This is a genomic window from uncultured Campylobacter sp. (genome assembly GCF_937959485.1).
Lineage (GTDB): Bacteria > Campylobacterota > Campylobacteria > Campylobacterales > Campylobacteraceae > Campylobacter_B.
Genome location: NZ_CALGPY010000009.1, coordinates 1 through 19,215 on the forward strand (window position 1 = coordinate 1; position 19,215 = coordinate 19,215).

At 50.4% G+C, this 19,215-nt stretch carries 12 protein-coding genes and 1 pseudogene; 5 read left to right on the forward strand and 8 right to left on the reverse strand.

Annotated features, from left to right (window positions below; translation table 11 throughout):
• Window positions 1-1,588 (reverse strand): formate--tetrahydrofolate ligase (locus tag Q0380_RS06895; RefSeq protein WP_298961829.1); only part of this gene is annotated, 1,588 nt, incomplete at its 3' end.
• Between the two features lie 141 nt (window positions 1,589-1,729).
• On the reverse strand, window positions 1,730-2,488 hold the full coding sequence (locus tag Q0380_RS06900) for an exodeoxyribonuclease III (protein WP_295152225.1): 759 nt from the start codon (window positions 2,486-2,488) through the stop codon (window positions 1,730-1,732).
• Between the two features lie 67 nt (window positions 2,489-2,555).
• Here Q0380_RS06900 and Q0380_RS06905 point away from each other — a divergent pair, with 67 nt between their 5' ends.
• The 4 genes and pseudogenes from Q0380_RS06905 to Q0380_RS06920 all read left to right on the forward strand — a co-directional run bounded on the left by Q0380_RS06905 (window position 2,556) and on the right by Q0380_RS06920 (window position 9,244).
• Window positions 2,556-2,918, forward strand: a complete 363-nt coding sequence (locus Q0380_RS06905; protein WP_298961832.1) for a diacylglycerol kinase — start codon at window positions 2,556-2,558, stop codon at window positions 2,916-2,918.
• A 380-nt stretch (window positions 2,919-3,298) separates the two neighbouring features.
• Window positions 3,299-4,399: a PepSY-associated TM helix domain-containing protein gene (locus tag Q0380_RS06910; RefSeq protein ID WP_298961844.1), complete on the forward strand. Its 1,101-nt coding sequence runs from the start codon at window positions 3,299-3,301 to the stop codon at window positions 4,397-4,399.
• Window positions 4,400-4,433: 34 nt separating this feature from the next.
• Entirely contained in the window at window positions 4,434-6,569 is a 2,136-nt protein-coding gene (locus Q0380_RS06915; RefSeq protein ID WP_298961847.1) for a TonB-dependent siderophore receptor, read from the forward strand.
• A gap of 220 nt (window positions 6,570-6,789) precedes the next feature.
• Window positions 6,790-9,244, forward strand: a pseudogene (locus Q0380_RS06920) (molybdopterin-dependent oxidoreductase).
• 28 nt (window positions 9,245-9,272) lie between these two features.
• On the opposite strand, the gene Q0380_RS06925 reads toward Q0380_RS06920, so the two are convergent.
• From Q0380_RS06925 to Q0380_RS06950, 6 genes are all read right to left on the reverse strand, one after another.
• The gene (locus tag Q0380_RS06925) at window positions 9,273-10,301 is read right to left on the reverse strand and encodes a hypothetical protein (protein WP_298961850.1); all 1,029 of its coding nucleotides are present in this window, start codon (window positions 10,299-10,301) and stop codon (window positions 9,273-9,275) included.
• A gap of 556 nt (window positions 10,302-10,857) precedes the next feature.
• A complete protein-coding gene (locus tag Q0380_RS06930) occupies window positions 10,858-12,138 on the reverse strand; it encodes a dihydroorotase (RefSeq protein WP_298961853.1) in 1,281 nt (426 codons plus the stop codon).
• A complete protein-coding gene (locus Q0380_RS06935; RefSeq protein ID WP_298961855.1) occupies window positions 12,135-13,064 on the reverse strand; it encodes an aspartate carbamoyltransferase catalytic subunit in 930 nt (309 codons plus the stop codon). The genes Q0380_RS06930 and Q0380_RS06935 overlap by 4 nt, the downstream gene beginning before the upstream one ends.
• A gap of 279 nt (window positions 13,065-13,343) precedes the next feature.
• Window positions 13,344-13,874: an NAD(P)H-dependent oxidoreductase gene (locus tag Q0380_RS06940; RefSeq protein ID WP_291935840.1), complete on the reverse strand. Its 531-nt coding sequence runs from the start codon at window positions 13,872-13,874 to the stop codon at window positions 13,344-13,346.
• A gap of 514 nt (window positions 13,875-14,388) precedes the next feature.
• Window positions 14,389-15,162, reverse strand: coding sequence for a hypothetical protein (locus Q0380_RS06945; protein ID WP_298961870.1), 774 nt, complete (start codon window positions 15,160-15,162; stop codon window positions 14,389-14,391).
• A gap of 11 nt (window positions 15,163-15,173) precedes the next feature.
• Window positions 15,174-16,304: a CinA family protein gene (locus Q0380_RS06950; RefSeq protein ID WP_298961873.1), complete on the reverse strand. Its 1,131-nt coding sequence runs from the start codon at window positions 16,302-16,304 to the stop codon at window positions 15,174-15,176.
• Window positions 16,305-16,422: 118 nt separating this feature from the next.
• Between Q0380_RS06950 and ileS the strand changes: the two genes are divergently transcribed.
• Entirely contained in the window at window positions 16,423-19,182 is a 2,760-nt protein-coding gene (ileS, locus tag Q0380_RS06955; protein WP_298961876.1) for an isoleucine--tRNA ligase, read from the forward strand.
• The last annotated feature ends 33 nt before the right edge of the window (window positions 19,183-19,215 follow it).

Sequence of the window (19,215 nt, forward strand, 5' to 3'; positions counted from 1 at the left end):
CCTTCGGTAGCCCCGGCATAAGCATTATCTTGCCGCAGACGGCGACGATGAAGCCCGCTCCCGTACGGATCTGAAGGTCTTTGACGCTGAGCTTAAAGCCGCGCGCTCGCCCGAGCGCCTTGGCGTCGTCGCTGAAGCTATACTGCGTCTTTGCGATGCAGACGTTTAGCCGCTCAAGTCCCAAAGCCTTGATGTGCTGCAGCGCCTTTTGCGCTTCGGGCTCAAAAACCACCTCGCTCGCGCCGTAAATTTTAGTAGCGATCTTTTCGATCTTGCTCGCCGTATCGTCGCTAAGCTCGTAGGCAAACTTAAGCTCCTTAGCGCGCTCGCACTCATCTACTACGAGGCGGGCTAGCTCAAGCGCGCCCTCGCCACCTTTGGCGAAATTTTCGCAAATCGCCATCTGCACGCCGCACTGCTTGCAGTAATCGCGTACGAAAGCGATCTCTTCGTCGCTATCGAAGCTGAAGCGATTAAGCGCCACGACCGGATTTAGCCCGAAATTTTGTAAAATTTCAATATGCCCGCCTAAATTTACGATACCTCTTTGAAGCGCGGGCAGACCTGGGCTCGCGATACTTTCTTTATCCGCACCGCCGTTGTATTTAAGCGAGCGGATCGTGCTAACCAGCACCGCGGCGTCCGGAGCGATGCCCGCGCGACGGCACTTGATGTCGATAAATTTCTCAGCCCCGAGCTCGCTTCCAAAGCCCGCCTCCGTTACGGCGTAATCGGCAAGACTTAGAGCTAGCTTACTCGCCATTATAGAGTTGCAGCCGTGCGCGATATTTGCGAAGGGTCCTCCGTGCACGAGCGCGGGCGTGTGCTCAAGGCTCTGGATGAGATTTGGCTTCATCGCGTCTTTTAGCAGGATCGCCACGGCATCCGCGCAGCCCAGATCGCGCACATATATCGGCTCTCCCCGCGTATCGTAGGCGACCATTATGTTTGCGATGTTTTCCTTAAGCTCGGCAAGATCGTTTGAGAGGCACAGAACCGCCATTATCTCGCTAGCCGCGGTGATATTAAAGCCGTCCTCGCGCTCTACTCCGTCGGTGCGCCCGCCCTGTCCTACGGTGATATGGCGCAGCGCGCGGTCGTTCATATCCATGCAGCGCTTCCATAAAATTTTATCGATCTTTAGCGGGTTTTCTTGATACAGCGAGTTATCTATGACCGCCGAAATGAGATTATTCGCGGAGGTTATCGCGTGAAAATCGCCGTTAAAGTGCAAATTTAGATCATCCATCGGCACCAGCTGCGAATATCCGCCGCCCGCAGCCCCGCCTTTGATACCAAAAACCGGCCCCAGCGACGGCTCGCGCAGCGCAAGACAGACGCTTTTGCCTAGACGCTTTAGCGCATCGGCTAGACCAATGGAGGTCGTAGTCTTGCCCTCGCCAAACGGCGTCGGATTGGTCGCCGTGACCAAAATAAGCTTCGAAGCGCGCGAGCGCGGCTTGATATTTAGCTTGGCTTTGTAGTGGCCGTACAGCTCGATCTCATCCTCACTAAGCCCCAAATTTTTCGCAACGTTTGAAATTTTATCCGGCTTCGCCGCATTTGCTATTTCGATATCGCTCAACATCTTCTCTCCTTAAATTTAAAATTTTATCGCGCAGCGTTTACGCACCGCCTCTTTAAATCTGCGCATTAGCTCGCGCCGCTATGCGCACCTTAATCCGCCAGCCGCGCAAGATCAAAGCTTACGCTCCGAAATTTGCCCCGGCTAAATTTCGATCTCGATGCCCACGGGGCAGTGGTCGCTGCCCATCACGTCGCTTAGGATGAAAGCGTCCTTTAGCCGCGAGCGCAAATTTGCCGAGATGAAAAAATAATCGATCCGCCAGCCTACGTTTTTTGCGCGCGCGTTAAAGCGGTAGCTCCACCACGAGTAGGCGTCCCGCAGCTCGCCATGCACGGCACGGAAAGTGTCCACGAAGCCCGCCGCCTCCACTTCATCGAGCCACGCCCGCTCGATCGGCAAAAAGCCCGAGGTTTTGGAGTTTGCTTTGGGGTTTGCAAGATCTATCTCGCGGTGCGCGGTATTTACGTCGCCGCAAAATATCACCCCGAGCCCCTGCTCCGCGAGGCTGCGCGCATAGGCTAAGAATTTCGCGTAAAATTCCATCTTATAGGCTAGCCGCGCCTCGTCCTTTTGGCCGTTGGGAAAGTAGATATTAAAAAGCACGACATCGCCGAAGCGGTGCTGCAGCACGCGTCCTTCGTCGTCGGGAAAAAACAGCGCCTTGCTCGTCTCGCTTTTAAATTTCGCCAGGCTCGCCACGCCCGAATATCCCGCGCGCGCAGCGGAATTTAGATCGATCTGAGAAAATCCGAGCTCGTAAAGCCCTTTCGGAGCGTCCTTTTCGCTCACCTTGATCTCTTGCAAGCCCAAAAAATCGGGGTTTTGCTCCGCAAGCCATGCAAAGCCGTCTTTGCCGAGCACTGCGCGCAGTCCGTTTACATTCCAACTAATCAGTTTCAAATTTAGCCTTTGGCCTGAAAATTTTGGTATGATTATACGAAATTTTGACTAAATTTAAAGGAAAATTATGCGCAATCAGCCTAAATACCGATTTTTTGCCAACTGGGGCTACGCGATGGCGGGTCTTTGCGAGATGCTTCGCAGCGAGCGTAGCTTCAGACTCGAGCTTTGCGTGTTCGTGCCGCTTCTGCTGTCGCTATTTTTTTGGAATTTCGGCGCGACTCTAAATCTATTTTTGATCTTCGGCGCGGTCTTTACGCTCACAACCGAGTGCATAAACTCCGCCATTGAGCGCGCGGTCGATCTTGCCACGAGCGAAATCCACCCGCTAGCCAAGGGCGCCAAAGACACCGCAAGCACCGCCGTGATGATGAGCCTATTTCTCAACGCCGCGCTGTGGGGATACGCGCTTATCGGTAAATTCTTTTAATCGCGTGATTGCAAATTTCGCGATAAAAGATTTAAATCGCTGCAACGCAGAGTTTTTTTGGCGAGTGCGGAATTTGCAAGCCACTTGAGTCGTTGATCGTCCACGCCTGCAACCCAAACACGACCCTGCGTGATATTGAAATTTTAAAATCCGAAATTTGCTTTAAATTTAAACTCTCCTGTGCGCGAAAATTTTAATATTCGCTCGGCTCTTAAAATTTTAAAATAGCTTTTAAAAATTTCTATAGATAAATCATTCAAGCAAATTTTACGCCATAAAATTTTAGCTAAAAAATTATAATGACTTTCAAGATGCTTTAATACAATTTTCACTAAAATCACGCCGTCTTAATTAAAATAATTTTCAAGAAAAGGAAAATTTTGTCTAAATCCTTTCACAAAATCTCGCGCAAATTTCATTTGTGGCTATCTTTGATATTTTGCATGCCCCTTATAATCGTATCCGCAAGCGGCTCGGTCTTAGTCTATGCGGAGCGGATCAATGAAGCTTTGCTGAAAGACAAGGTGTTTAGGACACAAGAAAGCGTGGCGAAATTCCCCGTTAGAATGAAATTCAGCGCCTTGCAATCCGAGATAAATTCCAAATTTAAAGAGTACGCGATCATGGGCTGGAGCATCGCGCAAGATGCTTCAAAGACCGATAAAATCAGACTTTTCTCGCAGAAGCTACAAAAGCAAGCCCTAATTTACCTGGACGCCTTTAGCGGCGAGATAAAAGGCGCGCCCATGCCGCGAGATGAGGGCTTTATCGGCGCGATAAATAAACTGCACGCGGAGCTGTTTTTAGGTCGCGGCGGTAGAATTTTTGCAGGCGTTGTGGGGCTTAGCGCGCTACTTATCGGCATTAGCGGCTTTTTTATCTACAAAAAATTTTGGCAAAACTTATTCTCGCTGAGGCTAGATCGGGCCATATATTTTATGCGCGGCGCTCACCGCCTAATCGGAGTCGCGAGCACTCCCGTAATGTTTGCTATAGCTATAAGCGGAGCATGGTGGGAGCTAAGGGCGGTAACTTACAAGCCGCTCGCAAATCCATGCGGCGCGGTCTTGCAGAATTTTAAGACCGAGCAAAATTCCACCGTCGCGGCATCAAACGGAGCGGTAAGCATGAAAACGGCGCAAAATCTTGCGACGCTAGATGAGGCTTTAGCGCGGATAGCGGTTAAATTTAAAGAATTTCGCTCCACCTATATCGCCTTTCCGCTCTGTCCGGGCGGCGCTTTTACCGTATACGGCTTCGAGGCGGGGCAAAACCCGCTGCAAAGCCCTTACGCGAGCCGTATCACGATATCGGATGCAGGCGAAATTTTAAAAGCGGACTTTATAAACGATGCGGATTTTTCGGACAAACTTCAAGACGGCTTTCGTCGCGCCCATGCGGGCTCATACGGCGCAATAACGAAGCTTATATGGTTTTTAGCGGGGCTTGCGCCCCTGTTTTTAAGCATTTGCGGATTTTAACCTTAAAAAATAGAAATTCTAAAAGGAGAAAGTTATGAAGAAAGTATCTCTTTCGCTCGTAGTCGTATTAAATATGCTAACTTCACTTTATGCGGAAAATAACGCCACTGCGAGCACCCCGGAGGACTTAGGCACCATAGAAGTGCAAGATACTCAAAAGCTCCGTCGCGACGACAGAGATTATGAGGCTAGAAAGCTCGTTAAAAGTACCACCAGGCTCGATCTTACGGCGAGAGAAACGCCCCAGTCTCTTACCGTGGTGACCGAAGCCAAGCTAAAAGATATGGGGATAACCGATTATCAGGTGCTGATGCGAAATATCGCGGGCATTACGAGCGGGCGTATGGATGAGAGGCTCTATCCTACGGCGCGCGGATTTAGCATAGATTATTATCTGCTTGATTCGATGCCTAGCTTCGGAGGTTTTAGCCTCGGGGCGAACGATTTAAATTTACTGCCATATGAGCGCGTTGAGGTAGTAAAGGGTGCGAACGGATTATTAGCAGGCGCAGGAAATCCTGCCGCGAGTTTAAATTTTATCCGTAAGCACGCAGATTCCACCATCCCAAAAGGTTATATAAGTCTAAACGGCGGCTCATACGACAAATACGGGCTTAAAACTGATGTGCAAAGCCCGCTCAATCAAAGCGGTTCGGTGCGCGGACGCCTAGCGTTTATGCATGAACGATCGCACTCTTATATGGACTATTACAATCGTCGCAATACTGCCGTTTATGGCGTATTAGATATCGATGTAACGGACGATTCAAGGCTGAGCTTTGGCTCATTTTATCAGACTCTACGCCGACATGGCACGCGCTGGGGCGGAATGCCCGCGTTTAACTCGGACGGCACGCGCACGCACTTCGGCAAAAACAAAATTTTCTCTCAGCCTTGGACGCGATACGACATCTCTACGCTTGATTTTTATGCCGATTTTAAACAATATTTCTCAAACGAGGCGAGTTTAAGCTTGAGTTATTCGTTTCGTCGCGCTCATACCGATTCAAATTTGCTCTATTATGGCGGCAGGGTAGGCCCTGGCGGCATCGGAAACGTCGCCGATCTTAGCGTTTATGCTAATAAGCGCGAAGAAAATATCCACAACATCGACGCCTACGCAAATATCCCGTATGAGCTTTTCGAACAAGATCATGAATTTGTATTTGGTGTGATGTATAATCTTTACAAAAAAGGATCTGATAACGTAAGTAGCTACTGGAATAACCGAAATACTCCAGCAGGCCTTGCTTATGCCGCGCGTACTAGAATAAATTTTAACGACCTTCATATTGAAGATCCACGCTTACCGTATGTAGATCAAAATAATGCCGATCGAACTATTCAAAAAGCAATTTATGCCGCGAATAAACTCTCAATCACCGAGGATTTAAAGCTCTTATTAGGAACGCGGATGAGTTACTATAAATATAAAATTACAGGTGGAGCAGATAATAGAAATTTTACCCGCGAAATTACTCCATATGCGGGGATCACCTATGATTTAGACGATCATCATACCCTTTATGCAAGTTATACGAGTATTTTTAAACCTCAAACCTACAAGGACAAAAACAATAAATATCTTGATCCCATCCAAGGCAAGGACTACGAAGCGGGCATCAAAGGCGAGTATTTTGACGGCGATCTGCAAGCAAGCCTGGGCGTTTTTAAGATCATACAAGATAAGCTCGGCATCCGCACCGACGAATATATCACGGGCACAAATTCCTACGCTTACAGGCAGGGTCGCGGAGTAACCAGCAGGGGCTTTGAAGCGGATGTAAACGGTAAAATTACCGATGCGCTAAGCCTAAGCATGGGGCTAGCGCACTACAAAGCCAAAGACGCTGACGGCAATATCTACGCCAGCGACTCCTCCCGCACCAGCGCAAATCTTTTTGCAAAATATGAGATCGGCACATTTAGAATCGGTGCAGGCGCGATGTATCGCTCAAAGATTTATTCCGACTCGCCATACGGCAGGATCGAGCAGAAAGCTTACACGATTGCAAACGTAATGCTAGGCTACAAAGCGAGTAAAAACCTAGATGTGCAGCTAAACGTCGATAACATAACCGATAAGCGCTATTTCGAGGGTATCGGTTCTAATCGAATGATCTACGGCGATCCGCGCACCTTCAATCTAAGCCTTACGTATAACTTTTGACCCAAATAGTCGCGGCGGAATTTATCTAGTGCTTAGCTCTAATAGAATTCCATCGCGACGCCATAGATAAATGGCAAATTAAGCCTAAATTTCGTAAAATCACCGCTAAGACGCGAGGTCGCGTAATACGTTATAAAGGCAAACGATGCAAAGTTCAACCTCATAAATCCCGCTAAATTTAAACCAAATCAACCACCAAATTTAAATTTAAGGCAGAATCATGAAAAGACGAGATTTTCTAAAACTAGGTGCGCTAGCTGCGGCTTCAGCGCAGGCAAAACAATTTGACGCGGCGGCGCAGGCGATATTTGACGAGCAGATGGGGCTTTGCGCGAATAAATTTGGCGCATTTTACGTCCAAACCATCGGCGGTAGGGTCGTGGGCACAGAGCCATTTGAGGGCGACGCGATGCCAACGGTGCTAAACAACGCCCTAAGCGATCACATCCAAAACGAAACGCGCGTGAAATACCCATACGTGCGCAAAAGCTTCCTGGCTAGTCCCGCAGATCCAAAGCCGCAGCTTCGCGGCAAAGAGCCCTTCGTGCGCGTTAACTGGGACGAGGCGATAAAGCTAAGCGCTAAAATTTTAAAAGAAAACTTCGATAAATATGGCTCAGAAGCCATTTACGGACAGCTTTATCAGTGGGGCAGCCTCGGTAAGGTCGGCCACTCGCAGCGCACCGCAAAACGCATGCTAAACGCGCTTGGCGGCTACGTGAGTGAGCTTGGCGGCTACTCATACGGCGCGGCGACGGCGTTTTTGCCTCACGTGACGGGCTCGATCGATCCGACTCACGCTCCGACGCGCTGGGAGGGTGTGGTAAAGGAGGCCAAAACGATCGTGTTTTGGGGCACGAATCCCGTCGTCTCAAACAAGATCGCTATCGGCGTACCGATGCACAACTCCTACGCCTACTACGAGATTATGAAGGATAAATTTAAAAAAGGCGAGATGAAAATTTACAGCGTGGACGTCTACCGCAACGAAACGGCGGAATATTTCGGCGCGGATTATCTTGCCGTGCGCCCTTGCACCGATACGGCGATGCTGATCGGGCTTTGCGAATATCTTTACGAAAACGGCCTTTACGACAAGGAATTTATAGAGCGCTACACGGTCGGGTTCGATAAATTTAAGGATTATTTCACCGGCGCGAAAGACGGCGTGAAAAAAGATCTTGCGTGGGCGAGTAAAATTTGCGGCGTGAGCGAAAAGGAGCTAAAAAGCCTAGCCAATACGCTGGCTAAAAAAGACGCGCTTATAGTCACGGGCTACGCAATACAGCGCCAGCACCACGGCGAGATGGCGTACTGGGCGCTCATTACGCTAGCGGCGATGCTAGGCGACATCGGCAAGACGGGGCGCGGCTACGTGATGAACGATCAGATGCATAAAAACGCCGATATTAGCTTCATCGCGCCAAAGCTTCAGGCTTTTAATTCCGCGGTAAACGAAAAATACATCGCCCCGCGAGGCAAGCTAGCTAAGGCCAAATACCACGAGATACCAAACAGCAGGCTCATAGACGCAATCATGGAACCGGGTAAGCAGATCGAACGCAACGGCAAAAAATACGTCATGCCGCACATCCGCGTGATGTTTAACGCCAACGGCTCGACCTTCACCCGCCACCAGGGCACCAACCGCGCGGTCGCGGCAATGCGCAAAATCGAAGCTATAATCACCACCGAGCCTTTTTGGACGAGTACGGCAAAGCTCAGCGACATCGTGCTGCCAGCTGCTCTTGAGTGCGAGCGCACGGATATCGAGTTTGCAAACTCGACTAGCGAATACCTTTTTGCGATTAAGCCGCTAGTAAAGCCCGCGGGCGAGAGCAAGAGCGACTTTGAGATCGCGCGGCTCATCTGCGCGCAGTGGGGCGAGGAGTACGAGCAGGCCTTTAGCGAGGGCAAAACCGAGCTTGAGTGGGTGAAGGAAATCTACGCCGATGCAGTTCAAAAAGGCCGAAGGCATGGGCATAGCGATGCCGAAATTTGATGAGTTTTGGCAAAAGGGCTACGTTAAATTTGATCAAGTAGACGAGAAAAAGAGATACTTCACAAACTACTCAGACTTCCGCGCCGATCCCGAGAAAAACGCGCTAAAAACACCATCGGGCAAGATCGAGCTCTACTCCGAAGCGATCGAAAAGCTAGGCTATGCCGACTGCCCGCCGCACGCGACGTGGATGGAGCCGTTTGAGTGGCTGGGCGGCGACGTGAGCAAGTATCCTATCGCCATCAGCGGCGCGCACTCTAAATTTAGGCTCCACTCGCAGCTAAACAACTCACTCATCCGCAACTACGCCGAGATCGCAAACCGCGAACCCGCACTCATTAGCCCCGCCACGGCAAAGGCGCGCGGCATAAAAACGGGCGACGTGGTAAGGATCTACAACGACCGAGGCGAGATCCTCTGCGGCGCGCTGGTAAGCGAGCGAGCGCAAGATAACGTCGTGATCGTGAGCGAGGGCGCGTGGTACGACCCCGCCGTCTGGGGCGAGAAAAGCCTATGCAAACACGGCAACATAAACGTGCTAACCAAGGACGTGCCCAGCTCGCAGCTATCGCAAAGCAACACCGCGCACACGAGCATGGTGCAGATCGAGAAATTTAAAGGCGAACTGCCGAGCGTAACGGCATTTGATAGGCCCGCGACAATAGAGGCTTAGCGTGTTTTCTAGCTCTTGCGCCAAAGCCCTACCAGCCATTTATCGCAAACAAAATCGCTAAGCTTTTCTGCGCCAAGAGCTCGTCCGAGAGGCGGTCGTATTCGCCCCCGAGCCCCATTTCTTGCGCCATAGACGGCGGCTCATCGTCCCAAGAGCCCATCGCACCGAATACATCGGCGATCCCCGCCGCGGCAAACGCCCTCAAGCTCGGCTGCGGCAGCGCTGCAAACGAAACGGCGTAATACTCGCCTACAGCGACTTCGCCCCGCAGCGTCTTAAGCGCATTATCAAACGTCTGCTCAAAGTTTTCGCAGCCTATCTTGCTCGCAAAATCCCTAATTTGCACTAAAACATTCCCGAATTCTGCGCTGTTATCGCGCGCGTTTAGCGCATCCCGCGGCATCCCGCACCAAAGGCGCTCGACGTATTTCACGCGCCAAGCCTTTTTGTTGCGATCGTATTTCCAATCAGGCGTAAAAACGCCGTTAAAGTCCTCAAAGCGGCAAACGATGCCGTTTACGCTCATCCCCGAAAAGCCCAAAAGCGCTCTATTTTTTACGAAAGTTGGAATACTAAGCCCCGCGTCCTTCAGACCGAGCTTTAGGCACTGCTCTATCCAACGCTGCCGTGCGGAGATCGGCTCGTCCTCGCACTCTTTTTGCGCGACTTGCTCAGTAAAAAATTTGCGCGCTTTTTGCAAAAGTGGCAAGTCCGTGCTTTCGTCGGCGCCTTTTTTTCTCGCCGCTTTTTCATTTGCCGCTTCTTTTCTGTTCGTGCGCTTTTGCTCCGCTACCTCATCGCTCTCGGCAGTTTTGTCCATCGCACTGCTCTGTACTGCACCGTACGCATCTTTTTGCTCCGTAGCTTTACTTGCGTCGTTTACGCTGCCATGCGCTGCGCGGCTTGCGCCCTCTGCGGTGCGGAAATGCTCCTTTGCAAACTCAAAATTTAAAAATTTTATATATTTTTGATCTTGCGGCAGCGGCTTAGGATTGCCGCGCAGAGCTGATTTTAGCGCGACGCACAGCGCGCACGAGAGATATATTTCGCCGTTCATAGATATCCTTTAAATTTAGATCGCTCCCGTTTATGCGGCGGATTATTTATGCTCCGCGCCAAAAGCTAGCGGCGGCAAAATTTTAAAATTTTGCGCCTTAGCGACAAATTTAATCACGATAAAATTTACGCATGAAGCAAAAACAAGTCTACGCAAAGATAGAATTCCCAACCGCCGCGAACATAAATTTAAAAGCAGCGACCATATCGAAAAAGGCGCCGTTATAAATTTACAAATGCCGCATACGTCGGTAAAATTCCGAAGCCGAAATCTACGAGCGGCATGAGCAAGGCGATGCGGGTTAAATTTACGCGCACTTTAAAAACGACAAACCGCTTTAAAAAAATTTCAACCGCGCTCGCGCTATGTTTTAAAGACAAGTCGCCGCGCCTACGCTGCCGCCAAATTTAAAATGAACCAATCGCACCGCAAAATTTTAAAAGTAAGCCGTTATACCCAAACTAGCGTAAATTGAAAATAAAGCAATCGCTCCGTTTATGCTACAAATGCCGCTCATCCGCAAGCCGCCGATCGCAAGTCCTACGCCGCGAGCGCCCTACGCTACGACGTTTGGAAACTCATAGACCACGCGGCCGCTTTTGATCGTGCATACCGCAGCGCCCGTAAGCTGCTTGCCGAAAAGCGGCGAGTTGCGCGATTTGGACTTATTTAGCGCCTCGTCGTAAACGTAGGAAATCTGCGGATCGATGATCGCGACGTCGGCCAAAAAGCCCTCTTTGATCTCGCCCTTGTCCTTTAAATTTAGAATTTTAGCCGGGTTAAACGAGCAGAGGCGCACCATGTCTTCAAGGCTGATGACGCCCTCGTTTACGAGCCGAAGCGTAAGCGGCACGAGGGTTTGAAGCCCCAAAATTCCAAACGGCGCATGGTCGAATTCTACAAATTTATCGTCGGTGTTATGCGGAGCGTGATCGGTCACGATGGCGTCAATCAGACCGCTTTTGAGCGCCTCTCTGATCGCCTGCACGTCGCTTTGGGTGCGAAGCGGCGGCGACATTTTAAAATTCGTATCGTATCCCATCAGCTCGCGCTCGTCAAAGGTGAAGTGATGCGGCGTAGCCTCGCAGGTGACGCGGATACCCTCGCGCTTAGCCTGCTCAATGAGCTTGAGCGACCACGCCGAGCTTACGTGCGCGACGTGGATGTGCCCGCCCGTCTTTTTGGCAAGCAGCAGATCGCGCGCGATCATAATCTCCTCTTTTTCGCTCGCCATCCCCTTTAGACCGAGGATCGCGCTTATCTTGCCCTCGTTCATCACGCCGCCGTGGCAAAGCGAGCAATCCTCGCTGTGATTTATCACGAATGAGCCGAAGTGCGCGGAGTATTCGAGCGCCTGTCGCATCACGGAGCTGTCGGTCACGGGCAGCCCGTCATCGCTGAAAGCCACGCAGCCCGCTTCCAGCATATCGCCCATCTCGACGATCTTTGCGCCCTTGCAGTCCTGCGAGATCGCGCCTATCGGTAGCAGATCGATAAGCCCGCGCTGTTTGGCCTTGGCGATCATCGCGCGCGTGATACTGGAGTTATCGTTCACGGGCTTGGTATTTGCCATCGGGAGGCAAGTCGTCACGCCGCCTGCGACCGCAGTTTCGCTGCCGCTGATGACGTCGTCTTTGTATTCGAGCCCGGGATCTCTAAAATGCACGTGCATATCGATGAGCCCCGGCATCACGAGCTTGTCCGCAGCGTCTATTACGCGGTCTGCGGCGAGACACTCGCGCGTGATCTTTGAAATTTTATCGCCTTCGATCAGGACGTTCGCTTCCTCGCTGCCGTTATGATTAACGATCGTGCCGTTTTTTATTAAAATTTTCATCGTGCGCTCCTGTTTAAATTTATCGTATGAAGTATCGCCATTCGCATCGCCTCGCCGTTTTCTACCTGATCTAAAACGCAGCTATAGCGCGGATCGTCGGCTACGTCGGAGTTGATCTCCACGCCGCGATTGATCGGGCCCGGGTGCATTATCATGACGCCCTCTTTCGCAGCTTGCATCCGCTTAGCGGTAAGTCCGAAAAATTTCGAGTACTCGCGCACGCTCGGGAAGCTCGGCTCACCGTCTTGCCGCTCAAGCTGGATTCTAAGCATGATGATGACGTCGGCGCCCTCGATCGCCTCCTCTACGCTTTTGCATATCGGGCAGCCGAACGCGTCGCAGTCGCGCAGCATCATCGGAGGGCCGAAGAGCCGCACGTTTATGCCGAGCTTTCGCATCGCCCAGATGTCGCTTCTAGCCACGCGCGAGCGGAATATATCGCCGATGATCGCGACGTTTAAATTCTCGATCCTACCCTTGTGCTCGCTGATCGTAAAAAGATCCAGCAGCGCCTGGCTTGGGTGCTCGTTCAGCCCGTCGCCCGCATTTACGATCGATGCGTCGCAGTTGGCCGCGACGAATTTCGCCGCGCCCGAGCAGCTGTGGCGCAGTACGAAGATATCCGTGCGCATCGCCTGCATATTTCTGATAGTGTCGATCAGCGTCTCGCCCTTTTTCGTGCTGCTGTCTGCGGCGGTGAAATTTACGCTGTCCGCGCCCAGGCGCTTGGCTGCGATCTCAAAGCTCGTGCGGGTGCGGGTGGAGTTTTCGAAAAACGCGTTGATGACCGTCTTGCCGCGAAGCGAGTCGGATTTTTTGACGTCAGAGCGGTTGAGCGCTTTAAACTCGCGCGCCAGACCGATGAAGTCGTAGATGTCCTCGCGGCTCAGATCCTGCGCGCTAAGAAGATGCTTTAGTTTATACATTCCCTCTCCTTTTTTGGGCCGAATTTCAGCCGTAATTGTATAAAAAAATCTCTGATAAAATTTTAAAATTTAAGAGCGGGGCTCAAATTTAGACGCATAATTTTGCTTGAAATTTTATTTGAGTTCGTATACGAAGCGCGAGCGGAATTTCGGGGTAAAATTTAAAAATTTTGAGATTAAATTTGAGCTTCTTGAGCGAAAATTTTAAAAAATCAGCCGCGCCACTTACGTAAAATTTTAAAGCTTTACGCGCAACAGGCGGCTAGAAAAGCAAAGAATTTAAAGCTTATTTAAATACTTTATATAATTTTTCGCGCTATTTTCTACGGCTTGCTCGCTTTTATCGTAAGTAAAGCCGTATGAGACGAAATTAGGCATAGTCGTTGCGCCGACGAAATTAAACGTAGCCTTAAATGGCGCTAGCACCTCATCCACGCTAAAGCCCACGATGCCGTTTTTAGAATAGTTTGCCTCGGTCGCGCCAAGCGAGATCGCAAGCGCGAATTTTTTGCCTTTAAGCTTACCGCCGCTCTCTGTGCCATAAGCCCAGCCGCGCGTAAAAACGTCCTCAAACCACTGCTTAAGAAGCGGCGTGCAGTTTGAAAAACGAAACGGAAACTGAAGCACGATTTTATCGTGGCTTTCGAGCAGTTTTTGCTCCTTTTCCACATCGATTTTAAAATCCGCATAAAGCGCGTAAAGATCGTGAAGCTCGAACTTATCAGGATGGGCTAGCACGGCATCCCTCCAGTGGCGGTTTACGAGCGAGTTTGCAATATTTGGATGAGCCAAAATAATGAGAGTTTTCATTTCTATCCTTTAAATTTGAAATTGCGGAGTGCATTATAGCTCTACTTCGTAAAATTTTTCTCGTTTTATCGCAAGCAGCCTTAAATTCTAAAGCTTTACCAGCCGCTGCCTGCTTATCTTTACAGCAACTTCAAAGAGCGGAGCTTTGAATTCCAAACTTCATCCACTACTCGCGCTTTATTTTAGAAATGCTCGCCCTCGGGGCACTCGTCGCGTTTTGCAAAGATTTACTACTTTTTTGTAAGTGTTCATCGCACCATTGCGGAAGCTCGCGCGAGTAAAATTTTAACGAAACCGCCGCGCCGAGTAAATTTAATAAAATTTAGCATCGTTTCTCTGCGAGCATTCGCCACAACAAACAAATTTAAGCGAAATTTAGCCGCGCTTAAATTCTAAAGCTTTGTCCGCCGGTGTCGTCTCTCTGATCCAAGCGTCTGTCGCGCTCTTTTGGAGGCTCGCCGCTTCCTCGCAGGTAGCGGTCGCAACGAAAAATTTGAGTAAAATTTAGCGCCGCTTAAATTCTAAAACTTTGCCTATCGGTCGCCTCTTCAAGCCCAGAATTATCGTCGCGCTCCTGCGAGCGCCCGCCGCGCGGCTCATGTCTAGGCTGCACGCCAAAGCCCTCCAAGACCTTGCCTAGGCTTTCATTAGCGTCCTTGATGATGCCTTGCAGGCTCTGCCCCATCTGATCAAGGTTTTTGCCCGCCTCGCGCACCGCCGCCTCGCCCTGCTTTAGCAGATCCTCTATCCTATCCGCGTTGCGAGCGGCGAAATCGTTCAAGACTTCGGGCGCTTTTTTCTGCAAATTTTGCAAGGCCTCGCCAAAAACTTTAGCATCGTTTGCAAGCTCGTCTATCGTGGAGTTCAGATCGGATTTTTGCTTGCTCTCAAGGCCCTGCGGCACGGAGTTTTGAGCGGAATTTTGCCCTTGATTACCCGCGCTAAAATTCTGCTCCGAGCGCGCACTTTGCTCGCGATTTTGCGCGTCCGATCCGCCGTCGCAGCCGCCTAAAATACATATCGCGGCTATCGCCAAAGTAAAATTTCGTGCCGCGTTTAAAAAGCTAAAATCGTTTATAAAACTAAAATTTCTAGCGCGACCCTCTGAGATAAAATTTCGCCCGTCGCTAGCCCGAGTAAAATTCTGCCCGCCCTGCGTCGAAATAAAATTTCGCGCACCGCCGACCGAAACGAAATTTCGCTCTCGCTCAAAGTCCCGCTCGCCGCTAGCTCGGATAAAATTATGCGCTAAATCGCGTCCGCACCCTTTCAAAATTCGTCTTTTCAAAATCCGCTCCTTTAAATTTCATCTCTCGCAATCGCGCTCGGAAGCCGCCCGAAAAACAGATCGCTTCTAAGCTTCAAAAGCAAGCAGATAGCGATATCGGCGCTTTGTTCGCGGATGTAGTTTCGATCGCCTTTTAGATGAAATTCCCCGACGATCTGTTTGCCGCCCTGCTCCTTCGCGCCGATAAAGACCGTCCCTACGGGCTTTTGCGCGCTTCCGCCGCCGGGGCCCGCGATACCGCTTACCGCAAGAGCGAAGCTCGCCCCGCTGCTTTGTAGCGCGCCCTCCAGCATCTCGCCCACGGTCTGCGCGCTGACCGCGCCGTAGCGCGCGAGCGTATCTTCGCATACGTTGAGCCAGAGATTTTTTATCTCGTTGGCGTAGCTTACGAGCGAACCGTCAAAAACGTCGCTTACACCCGCGACCGCGCCGAATTTTGCAGCGATGAGCCCTGCGGTGCAACTTTCGGCAAAGGTGATCTTAGCGCCTATTTCGCGCAGTCTATCCACCACGAAGCCCATAAAATCGCCGCCTTCGATGTAGCAGCTCTCATAATACTTGCCGACGCTTTGCAAAAACGCGTCCAGCGCTCCGAATTTCATCGCACTGGCGCGCACTAACAGCAAAAAGGAGCAGGGCCTACTGATCGTAAGCGAAATTTTATAACTGATCGCAAGGCTTTCTAGGCGCTGCTTTACGCTTTCGTATTCGCAATCGAATAGATAAAAGCTCTCGCCCGCATTCGGCGCGTCTTGAAGGATCGGCGGCAGGCTCTGCAAGCAAAGTGCTTTGATCACGTTTACCGAGCAGCCTCTGACGTTTAGCAGGAAGCTATTTTTCGCCACCGTGCGCGCCATCGAGGGCGCTAGGGTTTCTCCGTTTTTTAGCTCAAGCGAATCGAAAGAGAGCGTCGATAAAATTTTACCGACGACCGCGTAGGCGGAGTTTGCCGCAAAGATCGTGATAAAATCGTACGAATCGATCATCTTTTCAAGCACGAAGGGCAAAACCTTATCGTTTTCGCTTAAGAATTTCAGATCGTCCATCCGCCCAAAAACTCGTTCGTAGCTGCGAGATATATAGCTCATCAAAGCCGCGTCGTAGCGGATCTCCTCGCCGATTACAAGGATGATATTTTTCATAAAGACCCTCATTAAATTTTCGCACATTATAGCATAAACGCAGACTGCTCTTTCAGAGCTTTTTAATGGCGTTTTGGATAAACTTCACAAATTTTTTAAGACACGAAAAGGTACAAATATGGACTACAAAGATACTCTCTTTCTTCCTACTACGGATTTTGCGATGCGAGGCGCACTGCCGCAAAACGAACCTGCGCGGTTTAAGGCATGGTACGAGCAGCGTAAAATTTACGAAAAGATGAAGGCTAAACGCAAGGGCGCAAGCGTTAGCTTTAATATCCACGACGGCCCGCCGTACGCTAACGGACACCTCCACATCGGCCACGCGCTGAATAAAATTTTAAAAGACATCATCACCAAAACCCATTATTTCTTCGGCGAGGAGATCCGCTACGTGCCGGGCTGGGACTGCCACGGCCTGCCGATCGAGCAGCAAGTAGAGATTAAGCTCGGAGATAAGAAAAAATCGCTTTCAAAAGTGCAGATCCGCGAGCTTTGCAGACAGCACGCCAAAGAGTTTATCGACGTGCAGCGCAATGAATTTAAAGATATGGGGATTTTGGGCGACTGGGACGATCCGTATCTGACGCTAAAATTTGAGTTTGAGGCTGAAATTTACAAAGCGCTCTGTCAGATCGCGAAAAAAGGAATTCTGATCGAGCGAAGTAAGCCCGTGTTTTGGAGCTGGGCGGCAAAAAGCGCGCTCGCAGAAGCCGAGGTCGAGTACAAAGACAAAGAGGACTACTCGATCTTCGTGGCGTTCGATCTAAGCGGTGAAGCAAACGCTAAAATCGGCGCGAAAGGCGCTAAAGCGGTCATCTGGACGACCACGCCTTGGACGCTACCTGCAAACGGCGCAATATCTTTGAACCCGAATGAAATTTACGCGCTGACGAGCGAAAATTTGATCCTTGCTAAACCTCTGGTCGAAAGCCTCGTAAGCCTGGGCATCACCAAGGGCGAGATCGTAAAAGAATTTAAGGCTACCGAGCTTGAGGGCTTAAACGCAATCAATCCGCTAAACGATAGGGATTCAAAATTTATCCTCGGCGAGCACGTTTTAATGGATGGCGGCACTGGGCTCGTGCATACGGCTCCCGGACACGGCGAGGACGATTATTTCGTAGGGCTTAAATACGGCATCGAGGTGATTATGCCCGTGGATGAGGGCGGCTGTTTCGACGAGACGCTTAAAACTAAAAAACTCTTCCGCGCAGACGTCGTAGATGAGCTCGTGGGGATGCATATTTTCAAAGCAAACGAGAGAATTTTACAGATCCTAGGTCCCGCGCTTATCAAATCCGGTAAATTCGTCCACTCCTATCCGCACTGCTGGCGCACGCACAAGCCGGTGATCTACCGCGCGACGAAGCAGTGGTTTATCGCTATGGACGAGCCTAAACTCAGCGGCAAGACGCTGCGCCAAGTAGCCCTTGAAGAGATCGAAAAGGTTAAATTTTATCCGCAAAGCGGCATCAACCGCCTAAGCTCGATGATAGAGAACCGCCCTGATTGGTGTATCTCACGCCAGAGAGATTGGGGCGTGCCGATCGCGTTTTTCCGCGACAAAAGCACCAAAGAGCCGATCTTTGATGAAAAAATTTTAAATAATATCTACGAGATTTTTAAAGCCAAAGGCGCGGATGCTTGGTGGCAGATGGAAATTTCGGAGCTCTTGCCGCAGGACAGCGGCTATAAGCCCGAAAATTTAGAAAAGGTGATGGATATCTTAGACGTTTGGTTCGATAGCGGCTCGACGTGGAAAGCGGTGCTACAAAGCGGCGCCTACGATGCAGGCAAATTCCCCGCGGATATGTATCTTGAGGGCAGCGACCAACACCGCGGCTGGTTTCAAAGCTCACTGCTTCTAAGCTGCGCGATTAACGAATGCGCGCCGTACAAGAGCATCCTCACGCACGGATTTACCGTCGATGAGAAGGGCCAAAAGATGAGTAAATCAGTCGGAAACGTCGTCTATCCGCAAGAGGTCGCAAAGAGCCACGGCGTGGAAATTTTACGCCTTTGGGTCGCGATGAGCGATTACTCGACCGATCTGAAGATCAGCGACAATATCCTTAAGCAGGTAAGTGAGCAGTACCGCAAGATCCGAAATACTATAAGATTTATGCTCGCAAGCACCAGTGATTTAAATGAGATCGAGACGAGCAATTTTACGCGGCTTGACCGCTGGATCCTAACGCGCGCGGCAAACGCCTTTGCGAGCGCGGAAGCGGCGTTTAGAAACTACGATTTTTCAAAGGGCTTCAACGCCTTGCTAAATTTCTTAAGCGCCGATCTGAGCGGAATTTATCTTGATATCTGCAAAGATAGGCTCTACTGCGACGCACCCGACGAGCCGCGCCGCAGAAGCGCGCAAAGCGCGATCGCGCTGATCACGCGAGCGCTACTGCCTCTAATCGCGCCTACGCTAACCTACACGATCGACGAAGTGATGCAGTTTGCGCCGAGTATCATCAAAGAGGGCAAGGAAGACGCTTTCGACTTGATTTACAAGCCGATAGAATTTGACGATTTTCTAGAATTTGACGAAATTTTAATCAAATCGAGGGAGAAATTTTTCGAGCTTATCGACGCGCTGAAAAAGGACAAGATCATCAAATCGACGCTTGAGCTGGTTTTAGAAACGAGCTCGAACGAAATTTTATCAAACGACATCCTGGGCGTGGCGGATTGGTTCATGGTAAGCGACGTGGACACTCTGCAAAGCGAGGAGGCTCTGGCGGAATTTAAGATAAACGACGAAATTTTCCGCCTCGTAAAATCCTCTAAACACAAATGCCCGAGATGCTGGAAATTTAACGCAAAAGAGCCGGATGAGCTCTGCCCGCGCTGCGCAAAGGTCATGCATGCTCGCTAGCCCCATAAGTCTCGGCTTCGTATTTTTTACGAT